The sequence below is a fragment of the Myxococcales bacterium genome (genome assembly GCA_016717005.1).
GTDB lineage: Bacteria > Myxococcota_A > Polyangia > Haliangiales > Haliangiaceae > UBA2376.
This window is the reverse complement of the sequence record JADJUF010000001.1, coordinates 289,368-314,206: the sequence shown is the minus strand read 5'-3', so window position 1 is coordinate 314,206 and position 24,839 is coordinate 289,368. Positions and strand designations below refer to the sequence as shown.

Below are 24,839 nucleotides of genomic sequence, written 5' to 3'. Positions count from 1 at the left end.
GCAGGAGTCGTGCGCCTCGGGCGGTCTCGGGTGGCCTGTCGCTGAACCTCAGCGCCCGCGGTAGACCGGCGGGCGCTTGCCGGCGAACGCCGCCATCGCCTCGCCCAGATCGTCGGACGCCAGGAACGCCGCGTTCCACGCCGCCACGTACTCGAGGCCGTCGGCCACGCTCTTGCCGGCCGAGTAGTCGAGCACCTGCTTGACGCCGCGGACCACCAGCGGCGCGTTGGCGGCGATCGCGCGCGCGGCGGCGTCGGCCGCGGCCCAGGCGCCGGCGCGGTCGGCCGCGACCTCGGTGACCAGGCCCAGCGCCAGGGCCCGGGCCGCGTCGATGTCCTTGCCGGTCAGCGCCAGCTCGCGGGTCGCGGCCGGGCCGATCACGTGGGGCAGGCGCTGCAGCGAGCCGAGGTCGGCGACGATCGCGACCCGGGTCTCGCGCACCGAGAACACGCTGTCGGCGCTGCACACGCGCAGGTCGCACGCGCTGATCAGATCGACGCCGCCGCCGATGCACTTGCCGTGGATCGCCGCGATGACCGGCATCGGGCACGCGGCGATCGCGGTGAACGAGCGCTGGAGCTGGCGCACCAGCGCGCGCAGCGCGGTGCGGTTGCCGGCCAGGCCGCCGCCGGCCATGACCGGGCCCCAGACCGCCATCGCCGCCGGCAGGTCGAGGCCGAACGAGAACGACGGCGCGGTCGAGCGCACGACCACGGCGCGCACGCTGGCGTCGTCGGCGACCTCCGTGAACGCGCGCTCGCACGCGGCGAAGAACGGCGGCGCCATCGTCGGCGCGGTGAGCGTGAGGGTGACGATGTCGTCGACGCGGGCCTGCTCGATGAGCTCCATGGCGGCACGGTACCGCGCGCGCGGGCCGAAAACTTGCGGCCGGGCCCGACTCCGCCGAGGGTGGAGCCATGAGGGGCGACATCGTTCTTCACGGCTTCGTCCTCACCGCCGAGGAGTGGGTGGCCATGGACGCGACCGCGCGCGCGCAGCTGCTGCGCGTGGCGCTGCGGCGCGACGAGCCGTGGCTGGCGGCGGCGCCGCCGGCGCCGGCCCCGCGGCCCCGGCGCGAGCTGACCGACGACGACATCTACGAGGCCTACGAGCTCAGCGCGGTGCCGGCGTGAGCGCCGCCGCCGCCGCGGCCTGCGCCGTCCCCTGATCGAGGTGGCCGCGGGCGACCAGGAGCCCGAGCACGCGATCGCGCCGCTGGCGCAGCGCCTCGGGGTGGACGTAGGGATCGTACGCGCGCGGCGCCCGTGGCAGGCACGCCAGCATCACCGCCTCGCCGGTCGTCAGCGCGGCCACCGGCTTGCCGAAGTACGTGGCCGCGGCGGCGCGCAGGCCGATCGCGCCGTTGCCGAAGTCGGCCCGGTTCCACCACTGCTCGAGCAGCTCGCGCTTGTCGAGCGCGCGCTCGAGCCGCAGCGCCAGCACCGCCTCGCGCACCTTGCGCGCGACCGAGCGCGGCTCGGTGTGGGTGTAGCGCAGCCGCGCCACCTGCATCGACAGCGTCGACCCACCGAACGCGACCCGCCCGGCCCGGGCGTCGAGCCAGGCCGCCCGGGCCAGGCCGCGCAGCTCGACGCAGCGGTGATCACAGAAGCCGTCGTCCTCGGCCTCGATCACCGCGGCCTGGGCGATCGACGGGACCTCGTCGAGGTGCACCCAGCGGGCGTCGTCGCCGGCGGGCACCAGCTCGGCGCGATCGATCGGCCACGCCAGCACCGCGACGATCGTGATCTCGAGCGCGACCACCAGCGTCAGCAACAGCGCCGCGATCGGCACCCGCGCGACCCGCCAGACCCGGCCGAGGCTGGGGCCGAGGCTGGGCCCGAGGCCGGGCCCGAGGCGCGGCGCCGCGGCCAGGGCGAGCGCGGTCGAGGTCATGGGGCGAGGGCCGCGGTGGTGGGACCGGCCGGTTGGCCGCGGTCGGCGGCGGCCTGGGCCAGCAGCACGAGGGCGGTGACGGCGAGGGCGACGGCGGCGCGGCGCAGGCGGGGCGCGAGGCGGGGCGGGGCGGGGCGGTGGCGGCGCATGCCCGGACGAATTGCAGCGGCGATGCCAGGTGCGCGCCCCCATGGTGGCGGGGACTTGCGCGGCGGCGCGGGCGCGCGGACACGCTGGCCGTGGTCGCTGGTGACGCGTTCCAGACCAGGCCGCGGGGCGGTGCGTATATGGTCCCAGGATGGGCATGCGGCTCGCGGTCCTGGTGTGCCTGGCGGTCGCGCTGTTCCCCGCGCGGGCGGGCGCGACCGCGACCGGCGCCGGGCTGTTCGTGCAGGCCCAGCCGGTGCCGGTGGTCGAGTCGTCGATCGAGATCGACGTGCACCTGGGCGTGGCCCGCGGGGTCGTGCGCCAGCGCTTCCACAACGATCGCGCGGTCGCGGTCGAGGGGGTCTACGTGTTCCCGCTGCCGCCGGGCGCCGCGGTCGAGGCGATGGAGGCGACGGTCGGCGGCACCAAGGTCCGCGGGGTGATCGCGCGCCGGGCCGAGGCCGCGGCGGCGTACCAGGACGCCGTGGCGGCCGGCCGCGCCGCGGCCCTGACCGAGGTCGAGCGACCGGGCATGTTCACGCAGTCGCTGGCGCCCATCCCGGCCGGCGGCGACGTGGTCGTGACGTTGCGCTGGCAGGCGGTGCTGCCCCGGCATGACGGCATCTGGGAGCTGGCGCACCCGCTGGTGGTCGGCCCGCGGTTCGTGCCGGGCACGGCCACCGGTCAGCCGACCCACGGCAGCGGCACCGCGGTCGACACCGACCGCGCGCCCGACGGATCGCGGGTCACGCCGCCGACCGGCGCCGGCGCCGCCACCCCATTCCACGTGCGGCTCGCGCTCGACGACGCCGCCGACGTGGTGTCGCCGACCCACCCGATCGCGGTCGCCGCCGCCGGCAGTGGCGCCGCGGTCACCGTCGACGACACCCGCGGCGATCGCGAGCTGATCGTGCGCTGGCGCAGCCACCAGGCCGAGCAGGTGCGCGCGTTCGTCGAGCCCGCCGGCGGCGGCGCCTACGTCGCGGTGCTGATCGAGCCGGCCGCCGACGCCGCACCGCCCGTGCGCGCGACCCGGCGCTGGGTCGTCGTCGTCGATCGCTCGCGCTCGCTCGACGGCGCCGCCGCCGCGGCCGCCCGCGCGGTCGGGCGGACCCTGATCGACGCGCTGCCCGCCGGCGACACCGTCGCGATCGCCGGCCTCGGCCAGGCGCCGGCGCGGGCCACGCTCGATCGGGCCGAGGCGCGGCGCGTGCTCGCCGCGTTGCCGACCGGCACCAGCGATCTGACCCGGGCGCTGGCGGTCACGCTGGCCCGGCTGCCGCGCGATCCGGCCCTGCAGGTCGTGCTCATCACCGACGGGCTGGTCGCCGACGACGCCGCGGCGATCGAGCGCGCGGCCGCCGGCGGGCTGCCGATCCACACGATCGGCGTGGGCGCCGCGCCCAACCGCTGGCTGCTCGCGGCGATCGCCGCCCGCACCGGCGCGACCGTGGGCGTGCTCGGCTCGCTCGACGACGCCGCCGCGGTGGTCGCGACGATCCTCGCGAGCGACCGGGCCGCGCCGGTCACCGTCGACTGGCGCACGCCGGCGGTGGTCGACACCGAGGCCAGCACCACCCGGGTCGGCCCCGGCCAGGCCGCGCTCCTGGTCGCGGTCGATCCCGCCGGCGTGCCGTCGGGCGAGATCGAGATCTCGATCGGGCCGCGCAAGCTGCGCGCGAAGCTCGAGCGCGGCTCCAGCGCGATCTTGCCGTCGACGTGGGCGGCCCTGCGGGTCGCGCGCCTGTACGCCGCGGGTGATCGCGACGCCGCGACGCTCCTGGCCCTCGAGCGCGGCATCGTCGCGCCGACCACCGCGTTGATCGCCTCGACGACCCGCGCCGACGAGCCGGTGCGCTCGGTGATCGCGGTCCCGGTGCCGGCCCCGGCCGGCACCCGGCGGGACGCGCTGCGCGAGGAGCAGCGCGAGCGCACGTTCGAGGACGTGGTCGACGCGCGCCGCCCGACCCCGGCGACCGCGCCGCAGCCGCCACCGCGGCCGGATCTCTCGCTCGACTCGGACTCGACCACGGTCAGCGGCGGCGACAGCGGCGGCGGGGTCGCGACCGCGGGCATCGCCGACGACGAGGCCGAGGCGCAGGCCCCGGAGGCGCAGCGCGCCTACGCCAGCGACGTGGGGGCGTCGGAGTCGGTGCTCCGCCGCGCGCTCGACCGCCACTTCCTCGTCGCCAGCCTCGGGTTCGGCGTGCGCGTCGACGCGCGGGTGCCGGCCGCGCACCTGTCGTTGGGCTCGTACTGGCGCCTGCCGCGGTTCTACGCGCTCGGCGTCCGCCTGGAGCTGACCGGCGCGCCGGTCGACGACACCGCGCTCGGCGCAGCGGCGCTGGTGAGCCTCACCACGACCGCGCGCCTGCCGGTGCGCCTCGACGCTGGCGTCGGCGTGGGCTGGAGCGACGCCGCGGCGGCGGCCTACGACGTCGGCCTGCTGATCGGGCGCCAGGGCATCGGCCTGGCGCTGCGCTTGACCGGGCTCGCGGGTCCAGGGACGAACACGGTCACCGTCAGCGCCGGCGTCGAAGCGGCGTTCTGAGGCCGGTCGCCCGGTCCCGGCTCCGGCTCCGGTTCCGACACCGGTTCCGGCTCCGGTTCCGGCACCGGTCCGGCTCCGGCTCCGGTTCCGGTTCCGGACCCCGGCTCGCCGCGCTTGAAAAGCCCGCGTCTGTACGGGAGCATGGTCGCGGGGGACCCATGCCGCACTCGTCGTACGTCCGCGCCGCGCTCGCCGTGGCCATGATCTGGTTCGGGGCCTGCGCCAGCTCGCGCCCGAGCGCCCCCGACGGCGACGCCGGCAGCGACGCCGCCGCGATCCCCGACGGGCCGACCGGCGCGGCCTTCGGCGAGGCCTGCGTCGACGACCTCGACTGCGCCAGCCGGGTCTGCCACGACGACGGGACCGGCACCCGCACCTGCACGCGCACCTGCGACTTCGACTGCCCCGACGGCTACGCCTGCCACACCGTGTCGCACGACGGCGGCGACCTGCGGGTGTGCGTGCTGGCGCCGCCCAACCTGTGCGACACCTGCGCCACCGACGAGGACTGCGGCGACGACGGCGATCTGTGCGTCCAGCTCACCGCCGGCAAGTTCTGCGCGGTCGACTGCACCGCCGATCCGACCGTGTGCGCGACCGGGTTCACGTGCCAGATGGTGACCTCGGTCGATGAGCGGCCGCGCCGGCAGTGCATGCCGCTCAACGGCGTGTGCTGCATCGACGCCGACGGCGATCGCCACGGCGTCGGCGACGGCTGCCTCGACGCCGATTGCGACGACGCCGATCCCGAGTCGTACAACGGCGGGCGCGAGACCTGCGACGGCCGCGACAACGACTGCCTCGGCGGCGTCGACGACAACCCGCTCGACTGCGACGCGCCGATGTGTGAGCTCGGCGCGCTGGGCTACTTCGAGCGGGCCGGCGACGTGTGCGCCGGCGTCACCGGCTGCCAGCAGCAGCCGGCGGTGCTGTGCGGGCTGTACACCTGCGCCGACGGCGGCGAGGACGGCGCCACCTGCGCCACGGCGTGCGACGGCGAGGGCGATCTCAAGTGCATCCCGTCGGCGCACTGCGACGCGTCGGTGTGCCTCGACGATCTCCCCGGCGGCGGGGTCTGCGACGAGAGCTCCGACTGCGAGAGCGGCCACTGCCAGAACGGCTTCTGCTGCGGCGACGGCGACTGCTGCCAGCAGGCGATGGACTGCCCGACCTTCGGCACGTTCATGCCGGTGTGCGACACGCCCGCGAGCTGCCAGGGCACCCGCGGCGCCGCGGTCTGCAACACCAACTTCGAGTGCACGACCCAGAACGGCGTCGCCGATGACAGCGCCTGCTCGGCGACGACCGTCGCCAACGACTGCGGCTTCTGGCTGCCGATCAGCTGCTCGGGCGCCGCCAACCAGACCGCGCCGCTGTGCCCGACCTCGTGCACCTCGAGCGCGCAGTGCGACGCCGACGCCTGGTGCGACCCCGCGAGCCAGACCTGCCGCGAGGATCTCGACGACGGCCTCGCCTGCGGCGTCGACGACGGGCGCTGCAAGAGCGACCATTGTCAGAACGGCTTCTGCTGCGCCGGCGGCGACTGCTGCAACGCCGCCGCCGCCTGCCCGGTGGCGTACCACTCGGCGCCGGTGTGCACGTCGCCCAGCGCGTGCGACGGCGAGGCCGACGTCGCGACCTGCGTCGCGTCGATCTGCGGCACCGCGGCCGGCGTCGACGACGACTCGGCCTGCACCGGCACCACCCCGGCCAGCGACTGCGGCCCGTACCGGCCGGTGTTCTGCACCGGCAGCGCGACCCAGACCGCGCCGCTGTGCCCGACGTCGTGCACCGGCGACGCCGACTGCGACGCCAACGCCTACTGCAACGCCGGTGGCCAGTGCGTCCCCGACCAGCCCAGCGGCGGCACCTGCGACGACGCCGGCGAGTGCCAGAGCGGCCACTGCGGCAACGGCTTCTGCTGCGCGACCGGCGACTGCTGCGCCGCCGACAACGACTGCGGCGCCTACGGGCAGGCGTCGGTGTGCGGCGCGCCGAGCACCTGCCAGGGCACCCGCGTCGACGGCGTCTGCAGCGCCGCGAACCAGTGCACGACCGCGACCCGCGACGACGACAGCGGCTGCGGCGGCATCGAGGCCAGCGCCTGCGGGCCGTACCCGGCGGTGGTGTGCACGAGCGCTCCGGCCCAGACCCCGCCGACCTGCTCGACCTCGTGCACCGGCGACGCCGGCTGCGACGCCTCGGCCCACTGCACCGGCGGCACGTGCGTCCCCGACGCCGGCCCCGGCGGGTTCTGCACCGCGACCAACGAGTGCGCCGGCGGGCTCCAGTGCGTCGACAACGTCTGCTGCACCAGCGCCTGCACCGGCTCGTGCGAGGCCTGCGACCTGCCCGGCTCGCTCGGCACGTGCGCGGCGGTGCCGTCGGGTCAGGATCCCGACAACGAGTGCGGCGCGGTGTCGTGCGTCGGCTTCTTCCACTCGTGGCTGGGCGACAGCTGCCGGCGCAAGGCCGACGTGCCCGCCAACGTCGCCGCCTGCAACGGCGCGCGCGCGTGCCGGACCCAGGCCCAGGAGTGCGGCGCCACGACCACGGCCGGGCCGGTGACCTTGACCTGCAACGCGACCTGCCAGGATCCGACCGCGTCGACCTGCACCGGCACCGTCGCCGGCGCCTGCACCAACGTCAACCCCGGCACCCAGACCTGCGGCACCGGCGCGTGCGTCCGGACCGCGCCCCAGTGCACCAACGGCGCGCCCGCGACCTGCACGCCCGGCACCCCCACCACCGAGACCTGCAACAACATCGACGACAACTGCGACGGCACGGTCGACAACGGCACCTTCAGCGACGCCTACGAGCCCAACCCCGACTGCGGCTCGGTGCGCACGCTCGGCGGCGTCGGCAGCGATCAGTCGAACACCTACACGAGCATGACCATCTACGGCAGCGGCGACGGCGACTACTACGCGATCCCGCTGACCGAGACCGACGGCAGCTGCGGCTGCGGCAGCTTCTCGTTCGACGAGGACTACCAGGTGTCGGTGACGCTGACCGTGCCCGCCGGCGCTGGCAGCTACGAGCTGTGCTTGAACACCGACTCGTGCGGCTGGCCCGCCGGCTACTGCTACGAGGCCGCGGCCGGCACGACCCTGACGCTGAGCCAGTACCTCGACGGCGCGTGCGGGCCGGGCCAGACCGACCGGTACACGTCCTACGTGCGGATCCGCGGCGCCAACTCGCCGGGCTTCGAGTGCAGCCCGTACACGCTGTCGTACTTCTTCGACGCGGGGCTGTGTCGATGAGCGACGACGACGCGCACCGCCCGCCGCCCGGCCCGCCGCCGGAGCCCCCGCTCGAGCTCGAGCTGGCCATCGAGCCGCGGCGGCGGGCGCCCCTGACCACGCCGCCCGAGGACGTCGAGGTCGTCCACACCCCGGGCGCCAGCCGCCACCCGCCGCTCGGCGGCGGCACCGCGATGGGCGAGGGCGTGGCCCCGGCGCCGCGGTTCGGGGCGATCCACGGCGCGATGGTGCTGGTCGCGGTCGGCGTGATCGCGCTGGTGGTGATCATCTACCAGCGGGCCAACCGCCCCAACGTCAAGGCGATCAAGTCGCCGTACCGCTCGTACGTCGGCATGACCGTCGCGCTGCCGCCCGGCGGCGGCTGGAAGACCGATCGCCGGCTGCGCAGGAGCCAGACCCGCGGCAGTCAGTGGGTGCGGTTCGAGGCGATGTTCCGCGGCGCCAGCGTGATGGATCCTGACGATCTGCTGCTCGCGTTCCGGGTCCACTCGGAGGGCGCGTTCCTGGCCCAGGTCGATCTCGAGCAGCTGCGCCGGCAGGCCCAGCAGATCAGCGATCAGGTCAAGGGCAGCGCCGCGTTGCTCGGCGGTGATCTCGAGTGCGTGGCCGATCAGGCGCTGCGCGAGGATCCGGCGGCGCTGTGCCGCGGCCACGCGGTCATGAACGGCCTGGCCGTCACGCTCGGCGTCTACGTGTGGCAGCCGACCACCGACGACATGCTCGGCCTGTTCTACGCCTCGGTCGCGCCCGACGCCGCGGAGTTCGAGGCGGTGGTCCGCTCGGCCGAGTGACTTCGCGGCGGCCGCCGCGGTAGAACACGCCATGGCTGACAGCACACGGGCCGGGCGCGTCGCCGGCAAGGTCGCGCTCATCACCGGCGGCGCCTCGGGCATCGGCCGCGCCGCCGCCCACCGCCTCGCCGCCGAGGGCGCGACCGTGGTCGTGACCGATCGCGACGCCGAGGGCGCCGCCGCGGTGGCCGCCGCGCTGGGCGCGCCGCACTGGGCCGCGGCCCTCGACGTGATCGACGAGGCGCGCTGGGCGGTGGTCGTGGCCGAGGTGCTGGCCCGGGCCGGTCGGCTCGACGTCCTGGTCAACTCGGCCGGCATCGGCCGCCACGGCGACATCGAGACCGCGACGCTGGCCGACTTCCGGCTGATGTACCAGGTCAACGTCGAGGGCACGTTCCTGGGCTGCCGGGCCGCGGTCGGGGCGATGAAGGCCCACGGCGGATCGATCATCAACCTGTCGAGCGTGGCCGGCCTGATCGGCGTGCCCGATCTCGCCGGCTACTGCGCGTCGAAGGGCGCGGTCCGGCTGCTGACCAAGTCGGTGGCGCTGCACTGCGGCGCGCGCCGGCTACGGCATCCGCTGCAACTCGCTGCACCCGTCGTTCATCGACACGCCGATGGTCGACGCGATGGCCGCGGCGCTGGGCGAGCCGAGCGCCGCCAAGGCCCAGCTCGCGAAGGCCGCGCCGCTGGGACGGCTCGGCCACGTCGACGACGTCACCGCGGCGATCCTGTACCTCGCGAGCGACGAGGGCGCGTTCGTGACCGGCGCCGAGCTGGCCATCGACGGCGGCCTGACCGCGCGCTGAGCGGCCCGGCGCGGCGTCGGTCGGTCGGTCGGTGCGACCGCGTGGCCGGCCCTGGGCCCGCCGCCGCGCGGACCGGATCGTGTATGGTCCGGCGCGCATGACCGAGTCCGAGACCATCGCCATCGATCGCGACGGCCCGCTGGCCATCGTGACCATCCGCCGCGAGGCCGCGCTCAACGCGCTGTCGTCGCAGGTCATCCGCGAGCTGACCGCGGCCGCGGCCGCGCTGGCCGCCGACGCCGCGGTCCGCGTGGTCGTCGTCACCGGCGCCGGCGCCAAGGCCTTCGTCGCCGGCGCCGACATCGCCGAGATGCAGGCGCTGGGGCCGGCCGAGGCCCAGGGCTTCGCCGAGGCCGGCGGCCGCCTGGGCGCGGCCATCGAGGGCGCGCCCCAGGTCTGGATCGCCGCGGTCAACGGCTTCGCGCTCGGCGGCGGCTGCGAGCTGGCGCTGGCGTGCGACTTCATCTACGCGGTCGAGCGGGCCAAGTTCGGCCAGCCCGAGGTCAAGCTCGGCGTCATCCCCGGCTTCGGCGGCACCCAGCGCCTGGCCCGGCGGGTCGGCGTCGCGAAGGCCAAGGAGCTGTGCGTCACCGGCGATCAGATCAACGCCGCCGAGGCCCTGCGCATCGGCCTGGTCGACGCGGTCTTCGCCGACGCCCAGGGCGCCGACGGCGCGGTGGCGACGCCCGCCGCCGCCGCGATGATGACCGCGGTCCGGGCCCTGGCCGGGCGCATCGCCGCCAACGGCCCGCTGGCCGTGGCCGCGGCCAAGCGCTGCATCCACCTCGGCCAGTCGATGACGCTCCCCGACGCGCTCGCGCTCGAGCAGCGCGAGTTCGGCGCCCTGTTCGCGACCGCGGATCAGCGGGAGGGCATGACCGCCTTCCTCGGCAAGCGCGCGGCCCAGTTCACCGGATCCTGATCGCCAAGGAGCCCGTCATGCAGTTCGCCCTGACCGAAGAGCAGCTCGCCGTCCAGAAGACCGCCCGCGACTTCGCCACCAACGAGGTGCTGCCGAAGGCGGCCGAGATCGATCGCGAGCACCGCCACCCCAAGGAGCTGGTCGCCGCGATGGCCGAGCTCGGCTTCCTGGGCATCGCCATCCCCGAGCAGTGGGGCGGGTCGGGCTTCGACCACGTCAGCTACGTGCTGGCGATGGAGGAGGTGTCCCGGGCGTGCGCGTCCACCGGCGTGATCATGAGCGTCAACAACTCGCTCGTGTGCGATCCGATCTACCGGTTCGGCACCGACCCGCAGCGCGAGCGCTGGTTGAAGCCGCTGGCCAGCGGCAAGCTGCTCGGCTGCTTCGCGCTGTCCGAGCCCGAGGCCGGCTCCGACGCCGCGGCCCAGCGCACCACCGCGACCCGCGACGGCGACGACTTCGTCATCGAGGGCGTCAAGAACTGGATCACCAACGGCCCGGTCGCCGACGTGTGCGTGCTGTTCACGATGAACGACCGCGCCGCGGGTCACAAGGGCATCACCGCGTTCATCCTGCCGATGGACACCAAGGGCGTGCGGTGCGGCGCGCCCGACGACAAGCTCGGCATCCGCGGCTCGAAGTCGTGCCAGATCTTCCTCGACGACGTCCGCCTGCCGGCCAGCCACGTGCTGGGCGAGGTCGGCGGCGGCTTCAAGGTCGCGATGTCGACGCTCGACGGCGGCCGGATCGGCATCGCCGCCCAGGCGGTCGGCATCGCCCGGGCCGCGCTCGAGGACTCGCTCGCGTACGCCCAGACCCGCAAGACCTTCGGCAAGCCGATCGGCCAGCACCAGGCCATCCAGTGGAAGCTGGCCGACATGGCCACCGAGATCGACGCCTCGCGCCTGCTGACCCTGCGCGCCGCCTACCTCAAGGACGCCAAGCAGCCGTTCGGCAAGGAGGCGGCCATGGCCAAGCTGATGACGTCGGACGTCGCCAACAAGGCGGCGCGCGACGCCATCCAGATCTTCGGCGGCAACGGCTACGTGACCGAGTACCCGGTCGAGCGCCACTTCCGCGACGCCAAGATCACCGAGATCTACGAGGGCACCAGCGAGATCCAGCGCCTGGTCATCGCCAGCTACCTCGCCAAGGGCGCGTAAGCGCGCCGTCGCTGTCACGTTGTCGGACCACCGTCGTCGATCGAACCTGGGAGGATCCATGCGCATCGCCGCTGTCGTGCTCATCGCCGCGCTCGCCGCCTGTGGCGGCAAGTCCAAGTCCGCCGACACCACGCCCGCGGGCGGGGATGACGACTCGGGCGACGTCGCCGACGACTCGGGCGGCGACCTGGTGCCGCCCGAGCGCATGGACGAGATCACCGCGATCCTCGAGCGCAAGCGCACGGCGGCGGCCCGGTGCCTGGCCGACGCGGTCAACTCGGGCAAGGCCGACAAGAACGCCCGCGGCCACGTCGCGGTGTCGTTCACGATCAGCGCCGGCGGCCAGGCCCAGGGCACCCACGTGACCGAGACCAGCCTCGACAACGACGAGGTCGAGGCCTGCGTCGTGCGCAAGATCGAGGAGATCGACTTCGGCCGGCTGCCCAAGGCGCTCGAGTGGTCGTACGCGTTCGCGTTCGAGTCGATGTGATGCGCGCGCAGGACCTCGCGCTCATCGCGCTCATCGCGCCCGCCGCGTGCGGCGGCTCGAGCAAGCCGGCCCCGGTCGATCCGACGCCGCCGGTCGACGCCCGCCCGATCGATCACGACGACGTCGACGACGCCGGCGAGGACGACGGCCTCGAGCTGGTCAGCGACCGCGGCAAGTTCGATCCCGAGGTCGCGGCCGCGAAGGTCGCGCCCCACGCGGCCGCGCTCAACGCCTGCTACACCGAGCGCCTCGCGCGGCGGCGCTGGCTGGGCGGCGCGGTCGATCTGACCTGGTCGGTCGCGGCCGACGGCACGCTCACGAGCGTCCTCCTGACCCACAGCGATCTCGGGGCGTGGCCGATCGAGCAGTGCCTGCTCGAGGTCGCGCGCCAGGTCGAGTTCGGCCGGCCCCAGGGCCATGGCAAGGCCGAGGTCACGTTCCCGGTGATCTTCGCCGGCGGCTCGACCGCGGTGGCGTGGGACGAGGACAAGGCCGTGCGCGCGGTCGGTGGCAAGCCGGTCGAGCTGGCGGCGTGCGCCAAGCCCGGCGGCGGCGATCCCGCCAACGTCGCGGTGACCGTCTACGTCGGCACCCGCGGCAAGGTCGAGTCGGTCGGGTTCGCGGCGCCGCAGCCGCTGGCCCCGGCCTGGGCCGACTGCGCCGCCGCCAAGGTCGCCGCCTGGACGCTGACCGATCCGCGCGGCAAGGTGGCCAAGCTGGCGTTCGTGTACCACCCGGTCGCGATCGCCGATCCCGATGACAGCGAGGACTGACCCGTGCAACTCGAGCCGACCGAAGAGCAACGCCTGATCCAGCGCACCGCGCGCGAGTTCGCGGAGCGGCGCCTGGCCCCGGGCGCGGCCGCGCGCGATCGCGACGGCACGTTCCCGCTGGCCGAGCTGCGCGAGCTGGGGCAGCTCGGCCTGCTCGGGGTCAACGTGCCCGAGGCGCTCGGCGGCGCCGCCGCCGGGACGATCGCGTACGTGCTGGCGCTGCAGGAGCTGGCGCGGGTCGACGCCTCGGTCGCGGTCGCGGTGTCGGTCACGAACATGGTGGCCGAGCTGATCGCCGCGGTCGGCACGCCGGCGCAGCGCCAGGCCTACGTGCCGGGCGTGGTCAGCGGCGCGTCGGTGTGCGGCGCGTTCGCGCTGTCCGAGCCCCAGGCGGGCTCGGATCCGTCGGCGATGCGCACCGTCGCCGAGCGCGTCGACGGCGGCTACCGCCTGCGCGGCACCAAGCAGTGGATCACCAGCGGCGATCACGCCGGCGTGCTGGTGGTCTGGGCGATGACCGACCTGAGCGCCGGCCACAAGGGCATCACCGCGTTCCTGGTCCGCGGCGGCGCGCCCGGGCTCGTGGTCGGGCGGCTCGAGGACAAGATGGGCCTGCACGGCTCGTCGACCGCGCAGCTCGTGCTCGACGGGGTCGAGGTCAGCGACGCCGACGTGCTCGGCGGGGTCGGCGGCGGCTTCCGGCTGGCGATGATGGCGCTCGACGGCGGCCGCATCGGCATCGCCAGCCAGGCGGTCGGCATCGCGCGGGGCGCGCTCGAGGCCGCGTGCCGCTACGCCGGCGAGCGCGAGCAGTTCGGCGTGACCCTGTGGAAGCACCAGGCCATCGGCAACATGCTGGCCGACGCGGCGACCTGGCTCGACGCGGCCCACCTGCTGATCCTGCGGGCGGCCTCGGCCAAGGAGGCCGGGCTGCCGTTCTCGGACCACGCCGCGATGGCCAAGCTCTACGCGACCGAGCAGGCCGGCAAGATCTGCGACATCGCGCTGCAGGTCCACGGCGGCTACGGCTACACCACCGACTTCCCGGTCGAGCGCGCCTACCGCGACGTCCGGGTCACGCGCATCTACGAGGGCACCAGCGAGATCCAGCGCCTGGTGATCGCCCGCGGCCTGCTCGGCCGCGCCAGCAAGTAAGGACCGACCATGACCACCCCCCGCAAGCTCCGCATCCTCGTCGCCAAGCCCGGCCTCGACGGGCACGATCGCGGCGCCAAGGTCGTCGCCCGGGCCCTGGCCGACGCCGGCTACGAGGTCGTCTACACCGGCCTGCACCAGACCCCCGAGATGATCGCGGCGGCCGCGGTCCAGGAGGCGGTCGACGCGGTCGGTCTGTCGATCATGTCGGGCGCGCACATGACGCTGTTCCCGGCGGTGCTCGCCGCGCTGCGCGGGCGCGGCGCCGGCGACGTGCTGGTGTTCGGCGGCGGCATCGTGCCCAAGGACGACATGGTCAAGCTGGCCGAGCTCGGCGTCGCCAAGATCTTCACGCCCGGCACCGCGACCACCGAGATCGTCGCGTGGGTCGAGGCGGTGGTGCGCCCTCGGATCGAGGCGGCCTGATGCGGCGCGCCGGCGCGGTCGGCCTGGCGCTGGCGCTCCTCGCCTGTCACGACGGTCGCCCGACGACGCCGCAGCCGCCGCCGGCGCCCGACGCTGGCGTCGACGCCGACCCGCTGGGCCTGGGCTCCGAGGGCGGCGACCCCGACGAGGCGCCCGCCGAGGAGCGCATCGCCGCGGTCGAGCACGCGATGAACGAGCTGGCGCCGGTGGCCAACCAGTGCTGGGCGGTGGCCGCCACCGACGACTTCCACCTGGCCGGCACGATCCGCGCGCTGGTGATGATCGGCGAGGGCGGGGCCCGGATCGAGCTGGTCGAGGACGGCCCGCGCGATCCGATCCTGGCCGAGTGCCTGAGCCGCGTGCTCGAGGCCTACCCGTGGGCGTCGCCGCTGCGCGGCCAGGCCATCGAGCTGCCGTTCCGGTTCACCGCGCCGACGATGCAGAACCTGATCGATCGGCGCATGGTCGCGCACCACGCGCAGGCCGGCCTCGACGTCGCGGTGCTGCTCGACGAGCGGAACACCGGCAACCCGGCGCTGGCGCTGCTCGACGTGCGGGCCGAGGCCAGCCGCGGGATCGGCCCGCGCCGACCCGAGCGCGACGAGCTGTGGCGCCTGCGCGGCCCGGCGACCGTGGTGATCGACGCGACCCGGACCGCGGTCGCGGCCGGCGACGTGGTGCTGGCGCCGCGGGGCGCGCGCCTCGAGCTGACGGCGCGCGACGGCCAGGCGATCGAGGCCACCGTCGCGCTGGCGCCCGGCGGCGCGATGGGCGTGGCCCGGGCCGGCGCGCTGCCCGAGCTGTTGTCGAGCCAGGTGCCGGCGCGCCCGCCCGTGGTCAAGGTCGTCCTCGCCAGCGCCGCGCGGCGCTACGTGCGCGCGGGCGGCGCCACGACGCTGGTGATCGAGCAGGGCGCCGCGTCGGTCGGCGTGATCGAGGTCGACGCCGGCGTCGCGGTCCCGACCCACGTCCACGCCAAGGAGACCGAGGTGATCTACGTCGAGGCCGGCGGCGGCACGATGATCGTCGGCGGGGTCGCGATCGCGGTCGACGCCAACGCGGTCATCCAGATCCCGCCCGGCGTCGAGCACAGCTTCACCGCCACCTCCGCCACCCGCGCGCTCCAGCTCTACCGCCCGCCGGGCCCCGAGCAGCGCTGGAAGACGATGAAATGACCACCGCCGCCGACCCCGCCGCCGTTTCGCCCGCCACCGCCGCCACCGTCGCGCGCGTCCTCGCCGGCGACGTCCGCATCGCCGCCCGGCTGATGCGCGACGTCGACGATCGCACCCCGGCCGCGCGCGCCGCGCTCAAGGCCCTGCACGCCCACACCGGGCGGGCCTACATCGTCGGCGTCACTGGCAACCCCGGCGCCGGCAAGTCGACCGTGGTCGACGCGCTGATCGCGCACTACCGCGCCGCCGGCGAGCGGGTCGGCGTGGTCGCGGTCGATCCGACCTCGCCGTTCTCGGGCGGCGCGATCCTCGGCGATCGCATCCGCATGCAGCGCCACTTCACCGACGACGGCGTGTTCATCCGCTCGCTCGCGACCCGCGGCCACCTCGGCGGGCTGTCGCGCTCGACCTTCGACGTGGTCGCGGTGCTCGACGCGATGGGCTACCAGCGGATGCTGGTCGAGACGGTCGGCGTCGGCCAGGACGAGGTCGAGGTGATGAAGGCGGCCCACACCACCGTCGTCGTCACGGTGCCGGGCCTCGGCGACGACATCCAGGCGATCAAGGCCGGCATCCTCGAGATCGCCGACGTGCTGGTCGTCAACAAGGCCGATCGCGAGGGCGCCGATCGCACCGAGCGCGACCTCATGCACATGCTCGATCTGCGGGCCAGCGGCGAGCGCAAGGAGGTCGAGATCCTGCGGACGATCGCCAACCGCGGCCTCGGCAACGGCTCGGGGATCGCCGAGCTGGCGGTCGCGATCGAGCGCCACCGCGAGCTGGCCTGGACCGGGGCCGCCGGCGCCGGGCGCGCCACCGGCCGCGCCGCCGCGCAGATCGCCGAGCTGGTGCGGGCGCTCCTGGCCGATCGGGTCGAGGCGGCGCTGGCCGCGCGCGGCGGGCTCCACGACGCGGCGGTCGAGGTGGCCGCGCGCCGCGCCGATCCATGGACGCTGGCCGAGGACGTCGTGGGGGCGCTGTAGGCGCGCGCCCACAACGCGTGGTCGCGCACAGCGGCGCGATCGCGCGCGGCCGGCGTCGACCGGAGGTGTTACGATGGGGGCCTTCGCTTACGGAGGTACCCCTATGCTGCTGCGCTCCTTCCTCGTCGCTGTCCTGGCCGTGCCCCTCGCGGCGTGCGGGCTGGTCGACTCCAACATCACCAACTTCGACCTGGCCCTGCCGGAGAAGACCTTCACGATCGACGCCGGCGACTGGTCGCTGAACAACGCCGACCAGCTGGTCTCGACCCAGTGCACGGTCGCGCCCGACCCGTGCGCGGCGGCCGCGGCCCAGGCCTGCGCGATGGGCGCGTGCATCGCCCAGTGCAACGCGACGTCGTTGACCTGCGACCTGACCCTGTTCGTGTCGCTCTACACCGGCGTCGACCTGCTGACCGAGAAGCCGGAGCTGTCGACCATCCAGGACGAGCCGGTCATCGACGTCACGATCGACGCGATCACCTACCGGGTCACCGAGAACAGCCTCAACACCGACACGCCCGAGATGAAGGTCTACGCCGCGCCGATGACCGTGACCCGGGCCGGCGATCCGCTGGCGCGCGAGATCGGATCGGTGCCGCCGATCCCGGCCGGCACGACCCTGACCGAGGCCGCGGTGGTGCTGTCGCCGACCGGCAAGGCCACGCTGGCCGAGTTCATGGGCGACTTCAAGACCCCGTTCAACATCGTCGTCGGCTCGAACCTGCTGGTGCAGCAGGGCGACATGGTGCCGGCGGGGCGGATGGTCGTCAGCGTCGCCGTCAAGGCCCACGCCGGCGTGTGATCGCGGACGCGGTCGTGCTACACGCTGCGCCGTGAGCGCCCGCGTCCATGAGGTGATCGTCGTCGGGGCCGGCCCGGCCGGCGCCGCGGTGGCGGCCCGGCTGCACCAGCGTGGCGTGCGCGACGTGGTCGTGCTCGATCGCTACGCGTTCCCGCGCGACAAGCCGTGCGGCGGCGGGCTGACCGGGCACATCGACGAGGCCCTGGCCGCGCTCGATCTGACGCTGACCGTGCCGGCGATCGCGTCGCCGGCGGCGACCGTGCGCTTCGGCGGGTTCCAGCGGACCGTGACGATGGGCCGGCCGGTGCGGGTCATCCGCCGGGTCGAGTTCGACGCCAGCCTGGTCGAGCAGGTCCGCGCCCGCGGCGTCGAGGTGCGGACCGAGGTCGCGGTCGACGCGCTGACCGTCACCGACGATCACGTCCGGCTCAAGCTCGGCGACGGCGGCGAGCTGGCGGCCAAGATCGTCGTCGGCGCCGACGGCGCAGCCTCGGTGGTGCGCAAGCACCTGACCGGCAACGCCAAGGCGCTGCCGCACCGGCTGTTCATGGCCGAGCTGCCGGGCGGGCGCGGCGACGACGCGATGGTCTACGACTTCACGCCGATGGTCGACGGGCTGCGCGGCTACGTGTGGCTGTTCCCGGTCGCCGGCGGCCGCGTCAACGTCGGCCTGATGCACTACCCGTCGTCGCGCCGCGGCGGCCCCGAGCTGCTCAAGCTGCTGGCCCGGCACCTCGAGCCGTACGGCGTGACGCTGCCCGCCAAGGGCCCGCGCGGGTGGCCGGTGTGGGGCTACGATCCGCGGGCGCCGGTGAGCGCGCCGCGGCTCCTGACCGTCGGCGACGCCGCCGGCATCGACGGCCTGACCGGCGAGGGCATCGCGGTGGCGATGGAGCAGGCCCAGGTCGCCGGCGACGCGGTGGCCCGGGCGCTCGCCGACGGCGACGTCGGCTTCGCCGGCTACCGGCGGGCGCTGCGGCGCGCGACGGTCGGCCGCGAGCTCGCGCTCGATCGTCACCTGGCGCGGCTCCTGTACCAGCACGGGCCGAACTGGCAGCGGTGGCTCAGCCTGGTGCTGTTCGATCCCGACGTGCTCGAGATGTACGCCGCCCGGGTCGCCGGCACCGAGATCCTGGCCGATCAGAAGCTGCGGCTGTGGGGCGCGCTGGTGCGCCACGGCTGGGCGGCGCGGCGGCGTCGGCGCGAGCTGACCGCCGCCGCCGCCGGCTGAGTCCTCGACGGTCCGGCTCCGGCTTCCGGTTTCCGGCTCCGGTTTCCTCCGGCTCCGGCTTCCGGCTTCGGCTCCGGCTTCCGGCTCCGGCTTCCGGCTCCGGCTTCCGGCTCCGGCTCCGGGCTCCGGTTTCCGGCTCCGGTTTCCGGCTCCGGCTCCTGCTCCGGCTTCGGCCCCGCCTTCCGGCCCCGCCTTCCGGCTCCGGCTTCCGGCCGCGGCTTCCGGCTTCGGCTTCGGCTCCGGCTCCGGCTTCGGCTCCGGCTTCCGGCTCCGGCTCCGGCTCCGGCTCCGGTTCCGGCTCCGGCTCCGGCTCCGGCTCCGGCTTCCGGCTCCGGCTCCGGCTCCGGCTCCGGCTTCCGGCTCCGGCTCAGGATCAGGATCAGGTTCCGGTTGACGGACGTCACCGTCGGTGCGATCGATCGCGGCGAGGTCGGGCATGGAGACCACGAGCACCCTGCGGCGTCGGGCGGCGGCGGGCGACGGCGAGGCGCTGTTCCGCCTCGGCCACCGGCTCGCCCACGGCCGGACCCGGGCCCGGCCCGAGCCCTGGGCCGAGATCGCGCGGCTGTGGCGGCGGGCGCTGGCGCGCGGGCAGGCGCGGGCGCGGCTGCACCTGGCGCGGCTCTACCTCGACGGCCACGGCGTGCGCCGCGACGCCCGCCGCGCCGCCGCGCTGTTCACGCGCGCGGCCCTCGACGGCTTCCCGGCCGCCGCCTACGAGCTCGGGATCATGCGCCGCGACGGCGTCGGCATCTCGCGCGATCTCGCCGACGCGGTCAACTGGTTCGCGATCGGCGCGGCGCTCGGCGACGCCCACTGCGCGTTCGAGGTCGGCCGTGCCTTGGCGGAGGGGGAGGGGCGTCGGCGCGATCGCCCAGGCGCGGTCGAGTTCTTCCGGCGAGGCGCGCGCGGCGGCTGCGCGCGGGCGATGCAGCGACTGGCGGACTGTTACGCCGATGGCGTCGGGGTCGGCCGCTCGCCGCGCTGGGCGCGCTTCTGGGCGGCTCGAGCGCAGTCTGCGGCGCGCTGCTGACGATCAGTCGGTCGCGTCGTGGCCGACGTCCTCGCCGCTCTCGGCGTCGTCGTGGGCGTCGTCGGCCTCGTCGGGATCGTGCGGGTCGGCGCCCTCGAGCGGCGCGGTCGAGGCGTTGATGTTCTCGCGCAGCTCCTTGCCGACCTTGAAGAACGGCAGGCGCTTGGCCTTCACGTGCACGGTCTCGCCGGTGCGCGGGTTGCGGCCCTCGTAGGGCTTGTAGCTCCGCACCTCGAAGCTGCCGAAGCCCCGGATCTCGATGCGCTCGCCGCGCTCGAGGGCGCCGGCCATCGCGTCGAACATGACGTTGACGACCTGCTCGGCCTTGCCCTTGGCCAGCTTCTGGGTTTCGGACAGGCGCAGCGTCAGCTCGCTCTTGGTGATCGGCATGGTTCCCCCCGGGTTGCGAGAGCTGGCCCACACCGCTGGCCGCGCCCCGTTCGCGATGTCCTTATGGAAGCTCGAAAATGCCGCCGACGCAACCCCGTGGGATCACGCGCTCCGCAGATCGCGCGCCGACCGCCAGCCGGCGAACTGCTTGGTGAACCGGACGGGATCGGGCGCCAGCGCCGGGATGCGGCACGACACGCGTCCTACCCACACCGACATCTTGCGCCATGGCAGCACCGCGGCCCGCGGCACCTTCTTCCAGCGCGGCCGCCCGGTGAGCACGTGCAGCGCCCCGGCCTCGCCCGCGGTCAGGTACGAGAACGCGGCGTCCTTCGACGGCGAGCGGACCTCGAGCCGCCAGTCGTCCTTGGTCTCGCGCAGGGTGATGTCGACGTAGCGCTCCCAGTCGGGGCTGCGGGCGGCCTCCCAGGCGGCGCCGCCGGCCGGGGTCAGGCCGATCACGTCGGGGCGGCCCAGCAGGTGCTCGGCCCGGCCGCGCCAGCGGAGCATGCCGCGGTCGACGTACTCGGCCAGCAGCCGGGCCAGCGCGACGTCGTCGAGGCCGTGGCTGGGGCTGCCGAACTTCTCGGCGAACCCGCGGTTGGTCAGGGCCGGGACCGGGATGTCCTGGTCGCACAGGGCGTCGGCGATCGTCAGGATCGCCCCGCGCAGCGGTGAGGTCGACACGGGCAGCGCCAGCTGACGGCGGACCGGCGGCGGGGCCGGGCGCCGGGACTTGCCGGCCATCACAGGGTCCGGGTCGGGTGGTGCTCGCCGAACACGTCGCGCAGGACGTCGGCGATCTCGCCGACGGTGGCCAGCGCCTTGACCGCGCCGACGATCGGCTCGACCAGGTCGGCGGTGCCGCGGGCGGCGTCGCCGAGCGCTGTCAGCGCGCGGGCGTGCTCATCGGCGTTGCGGCGCGCGCGCACCGCCCGGACCCGCGCGACCTGATCGCGCTCGAGCGCCGGATCGATCCGGGCCACCTCGACCGGGACCTCGTCGTCGATCGTGAAGTCGTTGACGCCGACGACGATCCGGTCCTTGCGCTCGACCGCGCGCTGGTGCTCGTAGGCCCGGCGCTCGATCTCGCGGGCCTGGTAGCCGCGCTCGATCGCGGCGATCACGCCGCCCTGCTCGGCGATCGCGTCGAGGTACGCGCGGGCGCCGTCCTCGATGGCCGAGGTCAGGTGCTCGATCGCGTAGCTGCCGCCGAGCGCGTCGATGAAGTCGGCGACGCCGCTCTCGTGAGCGATGACCTGCTGCGTGCGCAGCGCGATCCGCGCCGCCTCCTCGGTCGGCAGGCCGAGGGCCTCGTCGAAGCTGTTGGTGTGCAGCGACTGGGTGCCGCCGAGCACCGCCGCCAGCGCCTGGATCGTGACCCGGGCGATGTTGACCAGCGGCTGCTGGGCCTGGAGCGTGACGCCGGCGGTCTGGGTGTGGAACCGGAGCTGCCAGCTCTTGGGGTTCTGGGCGCCGAACTGGTCGCGCATGATCCGGGCCCACATGCGGCGGGCGGCACGGAACTTGGCGATCTCCTCGAGGAAGTTGTTGTGGCCGTTGAAGAAGAACGACAGCCGCGGGGCGAAGTCGTCGACCGCGAGCCCGGCGGCGATCGCGGCCTCGACGTAGGCCATGCCGTCGGCGAGCGTGAACGCGACCTCCTGGATCGCGTCGGCCCCGGCCTCGCGGATGTGGTAGCCGCTGATCGACACGGTGTTCCACTGCGGCACCTCGCGGGCTGCAGTACGTGAACGTGTCGGTGATGAGGCGCATCGACGGCCGCGGCGGATAGATGTACGTGCCGCGCGCGATGTACTCCTTGAGCACGTCGTTCTGGATCGTGCCGCGCAGCGCGGTCCGGGCCACGCCCTGCTCGTCGCCGACCGCGACGTAGAGCGCCAGGAGCGTCGCCGCGGTGGCGTTGATCGTCATCGAGGTCGAGACCGCGCCCAGCGGGATGCCGTCGAACAGCACCCGCATGTCGTCGAGCGAGTCGATCGCCACGCCGACCCGGCCGACCTCGCCGGACGCGGTCGGGTGGTCGCTGTCCTTGCCCATCTGGGTCGGCAGGTCGAACGCCACCGACAGGCCCTTGCCGCCCTGGGCGAGGAGGTACTTGTAGCGCTGGTTGGACTCGGCCGCGGTGCCGAAGCCGGCGTACTGCCGCATCGTCCACAGCTGCCCGCGGTACATCGTGTCCTGGACCCCGCGGGTGTAGGGGAACTGACCGGGCGCGCCCAGATCGCGGTCGACGTCGAGCCCGGCGGTGTCGGCCGGCCCGTACGCGCCCTTGATCTCGAGGTCGGCGTCGGTGGCGAAGCGGGGCTTGCGCAGGGCGCGCGGCTTCTTGGCGGACTTTCCGTCGGCGGGTTCGGACACGGCGCCCGCAGGCTACCGCGCCCGGGCCGCCAGCGGAACGCGCCGCGGCCGGGCGAATGCGGGCGATCCCGTGAGCCCCGGCGCCGGCGCCGGCGCCGGACCCGCTGGGCGCCGCGCCCAGCTGCCGGTCGGCTTGCTCAGGTATGTGTCCAGGCACATACTATTCTATATGGACAAGATCATCCCGATCAGTGACCTCCAGACCAAGGCGAAGAAGTACGTCGACCAGGTCCGGGACACCGAGCAGGCGGTGGTGATCACCCAGCGCGGTCGGGCCGCGGCGGTGCTGGTCAGCTTCGATGTCTACGAGGGCTTGCTCGCGACCCGGGACGAGATGACGAACCCGGACTGGGCGCGGCGCCTGGCGCGGGCCGAGCGCGAGTCGCGCGCCGGGAAGGTGACGACGCTCGACGCGTACGTCAAGCGTCGGACCCGGCGGTGAAGGTCGTCCTGCTGCCGCAGGCCAGCGACGATCTCGATGAGATCCTCGAGCCGGTCCTCGGCCGCGTGCTGCGGCGCCTGCGCATGCTCGAGAAGTTCCCGCAGCTGGGCGCGCCGATGGCCGGGCCGTTCACGGGCTATCGATCGTCGGTGATCGACATGTTCCGCATCGTCTACCGACTCCGCCCCCGGAACGTCATCGAGGTCGCCTACGTCCGCCATTGTCGGCGGGCGCCGCCGGCCTGAGCGCCGGGGTCGGGCGTCGGGCCCCAGCGCCGCGCCTCAGGCGACCGCGATCTCGGGGACCTCGCCGGCGGTGGCGAGCGGGGCGCCGGTGGCGGCGCGGATGTCGTCGACCGAGACGCCCGGGGCGCGCTCGCGCAGGGTCAGGCCGGCGGGGCCGACGTCGATCACCGCGAGCTCGGTGATGATCGTGTGGACGCAGGCGACGCCGGTCAGCGGCAGCGTGCAGGCGGCGAGGATCTTGGGCGCGCCCTTCTTGGTGGTGTGCTCCATCATCACGATGACGCGCTTGGAGCCGGCGACGAGGTCCATCGCGCCGCCCATGCCCTTGACCATCTTGCCGGGGATCATCCAGTTGGCGAGGTCGCCGTGCTCCGACACCTCCATCGCGCCGAGGATCGACACGTCGACGTGGCCGCCGCGGATCATCGCGAAGCTCTCGGCCGAGTCGAAGAACGCCGAGCCGGGGATCGCGGTGATCGTCTGCTTGCCGGCGTTGATGAGGTCGGCGTCCTCGTCGCCGTCCTCGGGGAACGGGCCGATGCCGAGCATGCCGTTCTCCGACTGCAGGACGACGTCCATGCCGGGCGGGATGAAGTTGGCGACCAGGGTCGGCATGCCGATGCCGAGGTTGACGTAGTAGCCGTCCTGGAGCTCGGCGGCGACGCGGCGGGCGATCTGATCTCGGTCGAGGGCCATGGGGGCTCCGATCCTGGGGTGGGAGGGTTCGGCGACGAAGCCGCGGAAGCTCAGCGTCAGGAACTGTTTCGGTCGAGCACCCGTCCGCGCGCTGGGCGTCTCGCGTCTCGGGTCGGGGCGGGCCTGGCGACAGGCCCCCTGGAACTCAGCGGCGCGGGCGCACGGTGCGCTGCTCGATCGGCTTGTCGTAGGCGGTGCCGACGAAGATGCGCTGGACGTAGATCGACGGGGTGTGGATGGTGTTGGGGTCGAGGTCGCCGACCGGCACCAGCTCCTCGACCTCGGCGATCGTGATCCGGCCGGCCGCGGCCATGAGCGGGTTGAAGTTGCGCGCGGTCTTGCGGAAGACCAGGTTGCCCCAGGCGTCGCCCTTCCACGCCTTGACGATCGCGACGTCGCCACGGATCGCGTGCTCGAGCACGCAGCGCTTGCCGTTGATCTCGCGGGTGTCCTTGCCCTCGGCGATCTTGGTGCCGTAGCCGGTCGGCGTGTAGAACGCCTCGATGCCGGCGCCGCCGGCGCGGATGCGCTCGGCCAGCGTGCCCTGCGGACACAGCTCGACCTCGAGCTGCCCCGACAGGAACAGCTGCTCGAACACCTTGTTCTCGCCGACGTACGACGAGATCATCTTCTTCACTTGGCCCTGCGCGAGGAGCACGCCGAGGCCACGGTCGGTGGTGCCGCAGTTGTTGGACACGATCGTGAGGTCCTTGACCCCACGGCGCGCCAGCTCGCGGATGCAGTGCTCGGGGTTGCCCGACAGGCCGAATCCGCCGGAGAGGATGACCGCGCCGTCGGTCACGTCGTGGAGCGCCGCGGTGGCGTCGGCGTAGACCTTGTTCATCGCGCGGATCGTTAGGCGCGCGGGCCGCGGGAGTCAACCGGGGCGGTCACCGAGGGGCGGCCCGCTGCGGCGCCCGATGTGTCGGGAGGGACGGAGCGGTCGAGGAGGATTCCGGCTCCGGGTCCGGCTCCGGGTCCGGCTCCGGCTCCGGCTCCGGCTCCGGCTCCGGCTCCGGGTCCGGCTCCGGCTCCGGCTCCGGCTCCGGCTCCGGCTCCGGCTCCGGGGCC

Annotated in this window: 23 protein-coding genes and 2 pseudogenes; 18 read left to right on the top strand and 7 right to left on the bottom strand. The window is 74.4% G+C overall.

The window, feature by feature from the left end; all coding sequences use genetic code 11:
- Window positions 1-48: 48 nt before the first annotated feature.
- Window positions 49-849 carry an enoyl-CoA hydratase/isomerase family protein gene (locus IPL61_01310; protein MBK9029971.1) on the bottom strand — a complete coding sequence of 267 codons (801 nt, stop codon included), beginning with the start codon at window positions 847-849 and terminating at the stop codon, window positions 49-51.
- A gap of 68 nt (window positions 850-917) precedes the next feature.
- On the opposite strand from IPL61_01310, the gene IPL61_01305 reads away from it, so the two are divergent.
- Window positions 918-1,133: a hypothetical protein gene (locus tag IPL61_01305; GenBank protein MBK9029970.1), complete on the top strand. Its 216-nt coding sequence runs from the start codon at window positions 918-920 to the stop codon at window positions 1,131-1,133.
- On the opposite strand, the gene IPL61_01300 is transcribed toward IPL61_01305, so the two are convergent.
- Complete coding sequence (locus IPL61_01300; GenBank protein ID MBK9029969.1) at window positions 1,114-1,896, bottom strand: transglycosylase domain-containing protein; 783 nt, start codon at window positions 1,894-1,896, stop codon at window positions 1,114-1,116. The genes IPL61_01305 and IPL61_01300 overlap by 20 nt on opposite strands.
- A 298-nt stretch (window positions 1,897-2,194) precedes the next feature.
- Here IPL61_01300 and IPL61_01295 point away from each other — a divergent pair, with 298 nt between their 5' ends.
- The 15 genes and pseudogenes from IPL61_01295 to IPL61_01225 all read left to right on the top strand — a co-directional run bounded on the left by IPL61_01295 (window position 2,195) and on the right by IPL61_01225 (window position 19,613).
- Window positions 2,195-4,594, top strand: coding sequence for a hypothetical protein (locus IPL61_01295; protein ID MBK9029968.1), 2,400 nt, complete (start codon window positions 2,195-2,197; stop codon window positions 4,592-4,594).
- Between the two features lie 158 nt (window positions 4,595-4,752).
- Entirely contained in the window at window positions 4,753-7,860 is a 3,108-nt protein-coding gene (locus IPL61_01290) for a hypothetical protein (GenBank protein MBK9029967.1), read from the top strand.
- Window positions 7,857-8,651 (top strand): hypothetical protein, encoded by a 795-nt coding sequence (locus IPL61_01285; protein ID MBK9029966.1) that lies wholly within the window; start codon window positions 7,857-7,859, stop codon window positions 8,649-8,651. Before IPL61_01290 ends, IPL61_01285 begins: the two co-directional genes overlap by 4 nt.
- A gap of 31 nt (window positions 8,652-8,682) precedes the next feature.
- Window positions 8,683-9,460: pseudogene (locus tag IPL61_01280) on the top strand (glucose 1-dehydrogenase).
- 97 nt (window positions 9,461-9,557) lie between these two features.
- On the top strand, window positions 9,558-10,382 hold the full coding sequence (locus tag IPL61_01275) for an enoyl-CoA hydratase/isomerase family protein (GenBank protein ID MBK9029965.1): 825 nt from the start codon (window positions 9,558-9,560) through the stop codon (window positions 10,380-10,382).
- Between the two features lie 17 nt (window positions 10,383-10,399).
- Window positions 10,400-11,545 (top strand): acyl-CoA dehydrogenase, encoded by a 1,146-nt coding sequence (locus IPL61_01270; GenBank protein MBK9029964.1) that lies wholly within the window; start codon window positions 10,400-10,402, stop codon window positions 11,543-11,545.
- Window positions 11,546-11,603: 58 nt separating this feature from the next.
- The gene (locus tag IPL61_01265) at window positions 11,604-12,035 is read left to right on the top strand and encodes an AgmX/PglI C-terminal domain-containing protein (GenBank protein MBK9029963.1); all 432 of its coding nucleotides are present in this window, start codon (window positions 11,604-11,606) and stop codon (window positions 12,033-12,035) included.
- Window positions 12,035-12,808 (top strand): AgmX/PglI C-terminal domain-containing protein, encoded by a 774-nt coding sequence (locus tag IPL61_01260; protein ID MBK9029962.1) that lies wholly within the window; start codon window positions 12,035-12,037, stop codon window positions 12,806-12,808. Before IPL61_01265 ends, IPL61_01260 begins: the two co-directional genes overlap by 1 nt.
- Window positions 12,809-12,811: 3 nt before the next feature.
- Window positions 12,812-13,963: an acyl-CoA dehydrogenase family protein gene (locus IPL61_01255; GenBank protein ID MBK9029961.1), complete on the top strand. Its 1,152-nt coding sequence runs from the start codon at window positions 12,812-12,814 to the stop codon at window positions 13,961-13,963.
- A 9-nt stretch (window positions 13,964-13,972) separates the two neighbouring features.
- A complete protein-coding gene (locus IPL61_01250; GenBank protein ID MBK9029960.1) occupies window positions 13,973-14,389 on the top strand; it encodes a cobalamin B12-binding domain-containing protein in 417 nt (138 codons plus the stop codon).
- The gene (locus IPL61_01245; GenBank protein ID MBK9029959.1) at window positions 14,389-15,564 is read left to right on the top strand and encodes a cupin domain-containing protein; all 1,176 of its coding nucleotides are present in this window, start codon (window positions 14,389-14,391) and stop codon (window positions 15,562-15,564) included. Before IPL61_01250 ends, IPL61_01245 begins: the two co-directional genes overlap by 1 nt.
- Window positions 15,561-16,547: a methylmalonyl Co-A mutase-associated GTPase MeaB gene (gene meaB, locus IPL61_01240; GenBank protein MBK9029958.1), complete on the top strand. Its 987-nt coding sequence runs from the start codon at window positions 15,561-15,563 to the stop codon at window positions 16,545-16,547. Before IPL61_01245 ends, meaB begins: the two co-directional genes overlap by 4 nt.
- A 103-nt stretch (window positions 16,548-16,650) precedes the next feature.
- The gene (locus IPL61_01235) at window positions 16,651-17,349 is read left to right on the top strand and encodes a hypothetical protein (protein ID MBK9029957.1); all 699 of its coding nucleotides are present in this window, start codon (window positions 16,651-16,653) and stop codon (window positions 17,347-17,349) included.
- Between the two features lie 31 nt (window positions 17,350-17,380).
- Window positions 17,381-18,580 carry an NAD(P)/FAD-dependent oxidoreductase gene (locus tag IPL61_01230; GenBank protein MBK9029956.1) on the top strand — a complete coding sequence of 400 codons (1,200 nt, stop codon included), beginning with the start codon at window positions 17,381-17,383 and terminating at the stop codon, window positions 18,578-18,580.
- 436 nt (window positions 18,581-19,016) lie between these two features.
- Window positions 19,017-19,613: a sel1 repeat family protein gene (locus tag IPL61_01225; GenBank protein MBK9029955.1), complete on the top strand. Its 597-nt coding sequence runs from the start codon at window positions 19,017-19,019 to the stop codon at window positions 19,611-19,613.
- 3 nt (window positions 19,614-19,616) lie between these two features.
- Here the strand turns inward: IPL61_01225 and IPL61_01220 are convergent, their stop codons facing one another.
- The 3 genes and pseudogenes from IPL61_01220 to IPL61_01210 form a co-directional block, all read right to left on the bottom strand.
- A complete protein-coding gene (locus IPL61_01220) occupies window positions 19,617-20,003 on the bottom strand; it encodes an integration host factor subunit beta (protein ID MBK9029954.1) in 387 nt (128 codons plus the stop codon).
- Between the two features lie 102 nt (window positions 20,004-20,105).
- Complete coding sequence (locus tag IPL61_01215) at window positions 20,106-20,750, bottom strand: hypothetical protein (protein MBK9029953.1); 645 nt, start codon at window positions 20,748-20,750, stop codon at window positions 20,106-20,108.
- Window positions 20,750-22,385 (bottom strand): annotated as a pseudogene (locus IPL61_01210) (methylmalonyl-CoA mutase). Before IPL61_01210 ends, IPL61_01215 begins: the two are co-directional and overlap by 1 nt.
- Window positions 22,386-22,554: 169 nt before the next feature.
- Between IPL61_01210 and IPL61_01205 the strand changes: the two are divergent.
- Together IPL61_01205 and IPL61_01200 are read left to right on the top strand one after the other, a co-directional pair.
- Complete coding sequence (locus IPL61_01205; GenBank protein MBK9029952.1) at window positions 22,555-22,827, top strand: type II toxin-antitoxin system Phd/YefM family antitoxin; 273 nt, start codon at window positions 22,555-22,557, stop codon at window positions 22,825-22,827.
- A complete protein-coding gene (locus IPL61_01200; protein ID MBK9029951.1) occupies window positions 22,824-23,072 on the top strand; it encodes a type II toxin-antitoxin system RelE/ParE family toxin in 249 nt (82 codons plus the stop codon). Before IPL61_01205 ends, IPL61_01200 begins: the two co-directional genes overlap by 4 nt.
- Window positions 23,073-23,108: 36 nt before the next feature.
- Here IPL61_01200 and IPL61_01195 read toward each other — a convergent pair whose 3' ends face one another.
- On the bottom strand, window positions 23,109-23,768 hold the full coding sequence (locus IPL61_01195) for a CoA transferase subunit B (GenBank protein MBK9029950.1): 660 nt from the start codon (window positions 23,766-23,768) through the stop codon (window positions 23,109-23,111).
- A 145-nt stretch (window positions 23,769-23,913) separates the two neighbouring features.
- Window positions 23,914-24,612, bottom strand: coding sequence for a CoA transferase subunit A (locus IPL61_01190; protein ID MBK9029949.1), 699 nt, complete (start codon window positions 24,610-24,612; stop codon window positions 23,914-23,916).
- Window positions 24,613-24,839 lie beyond the last annotated feature (227 nt).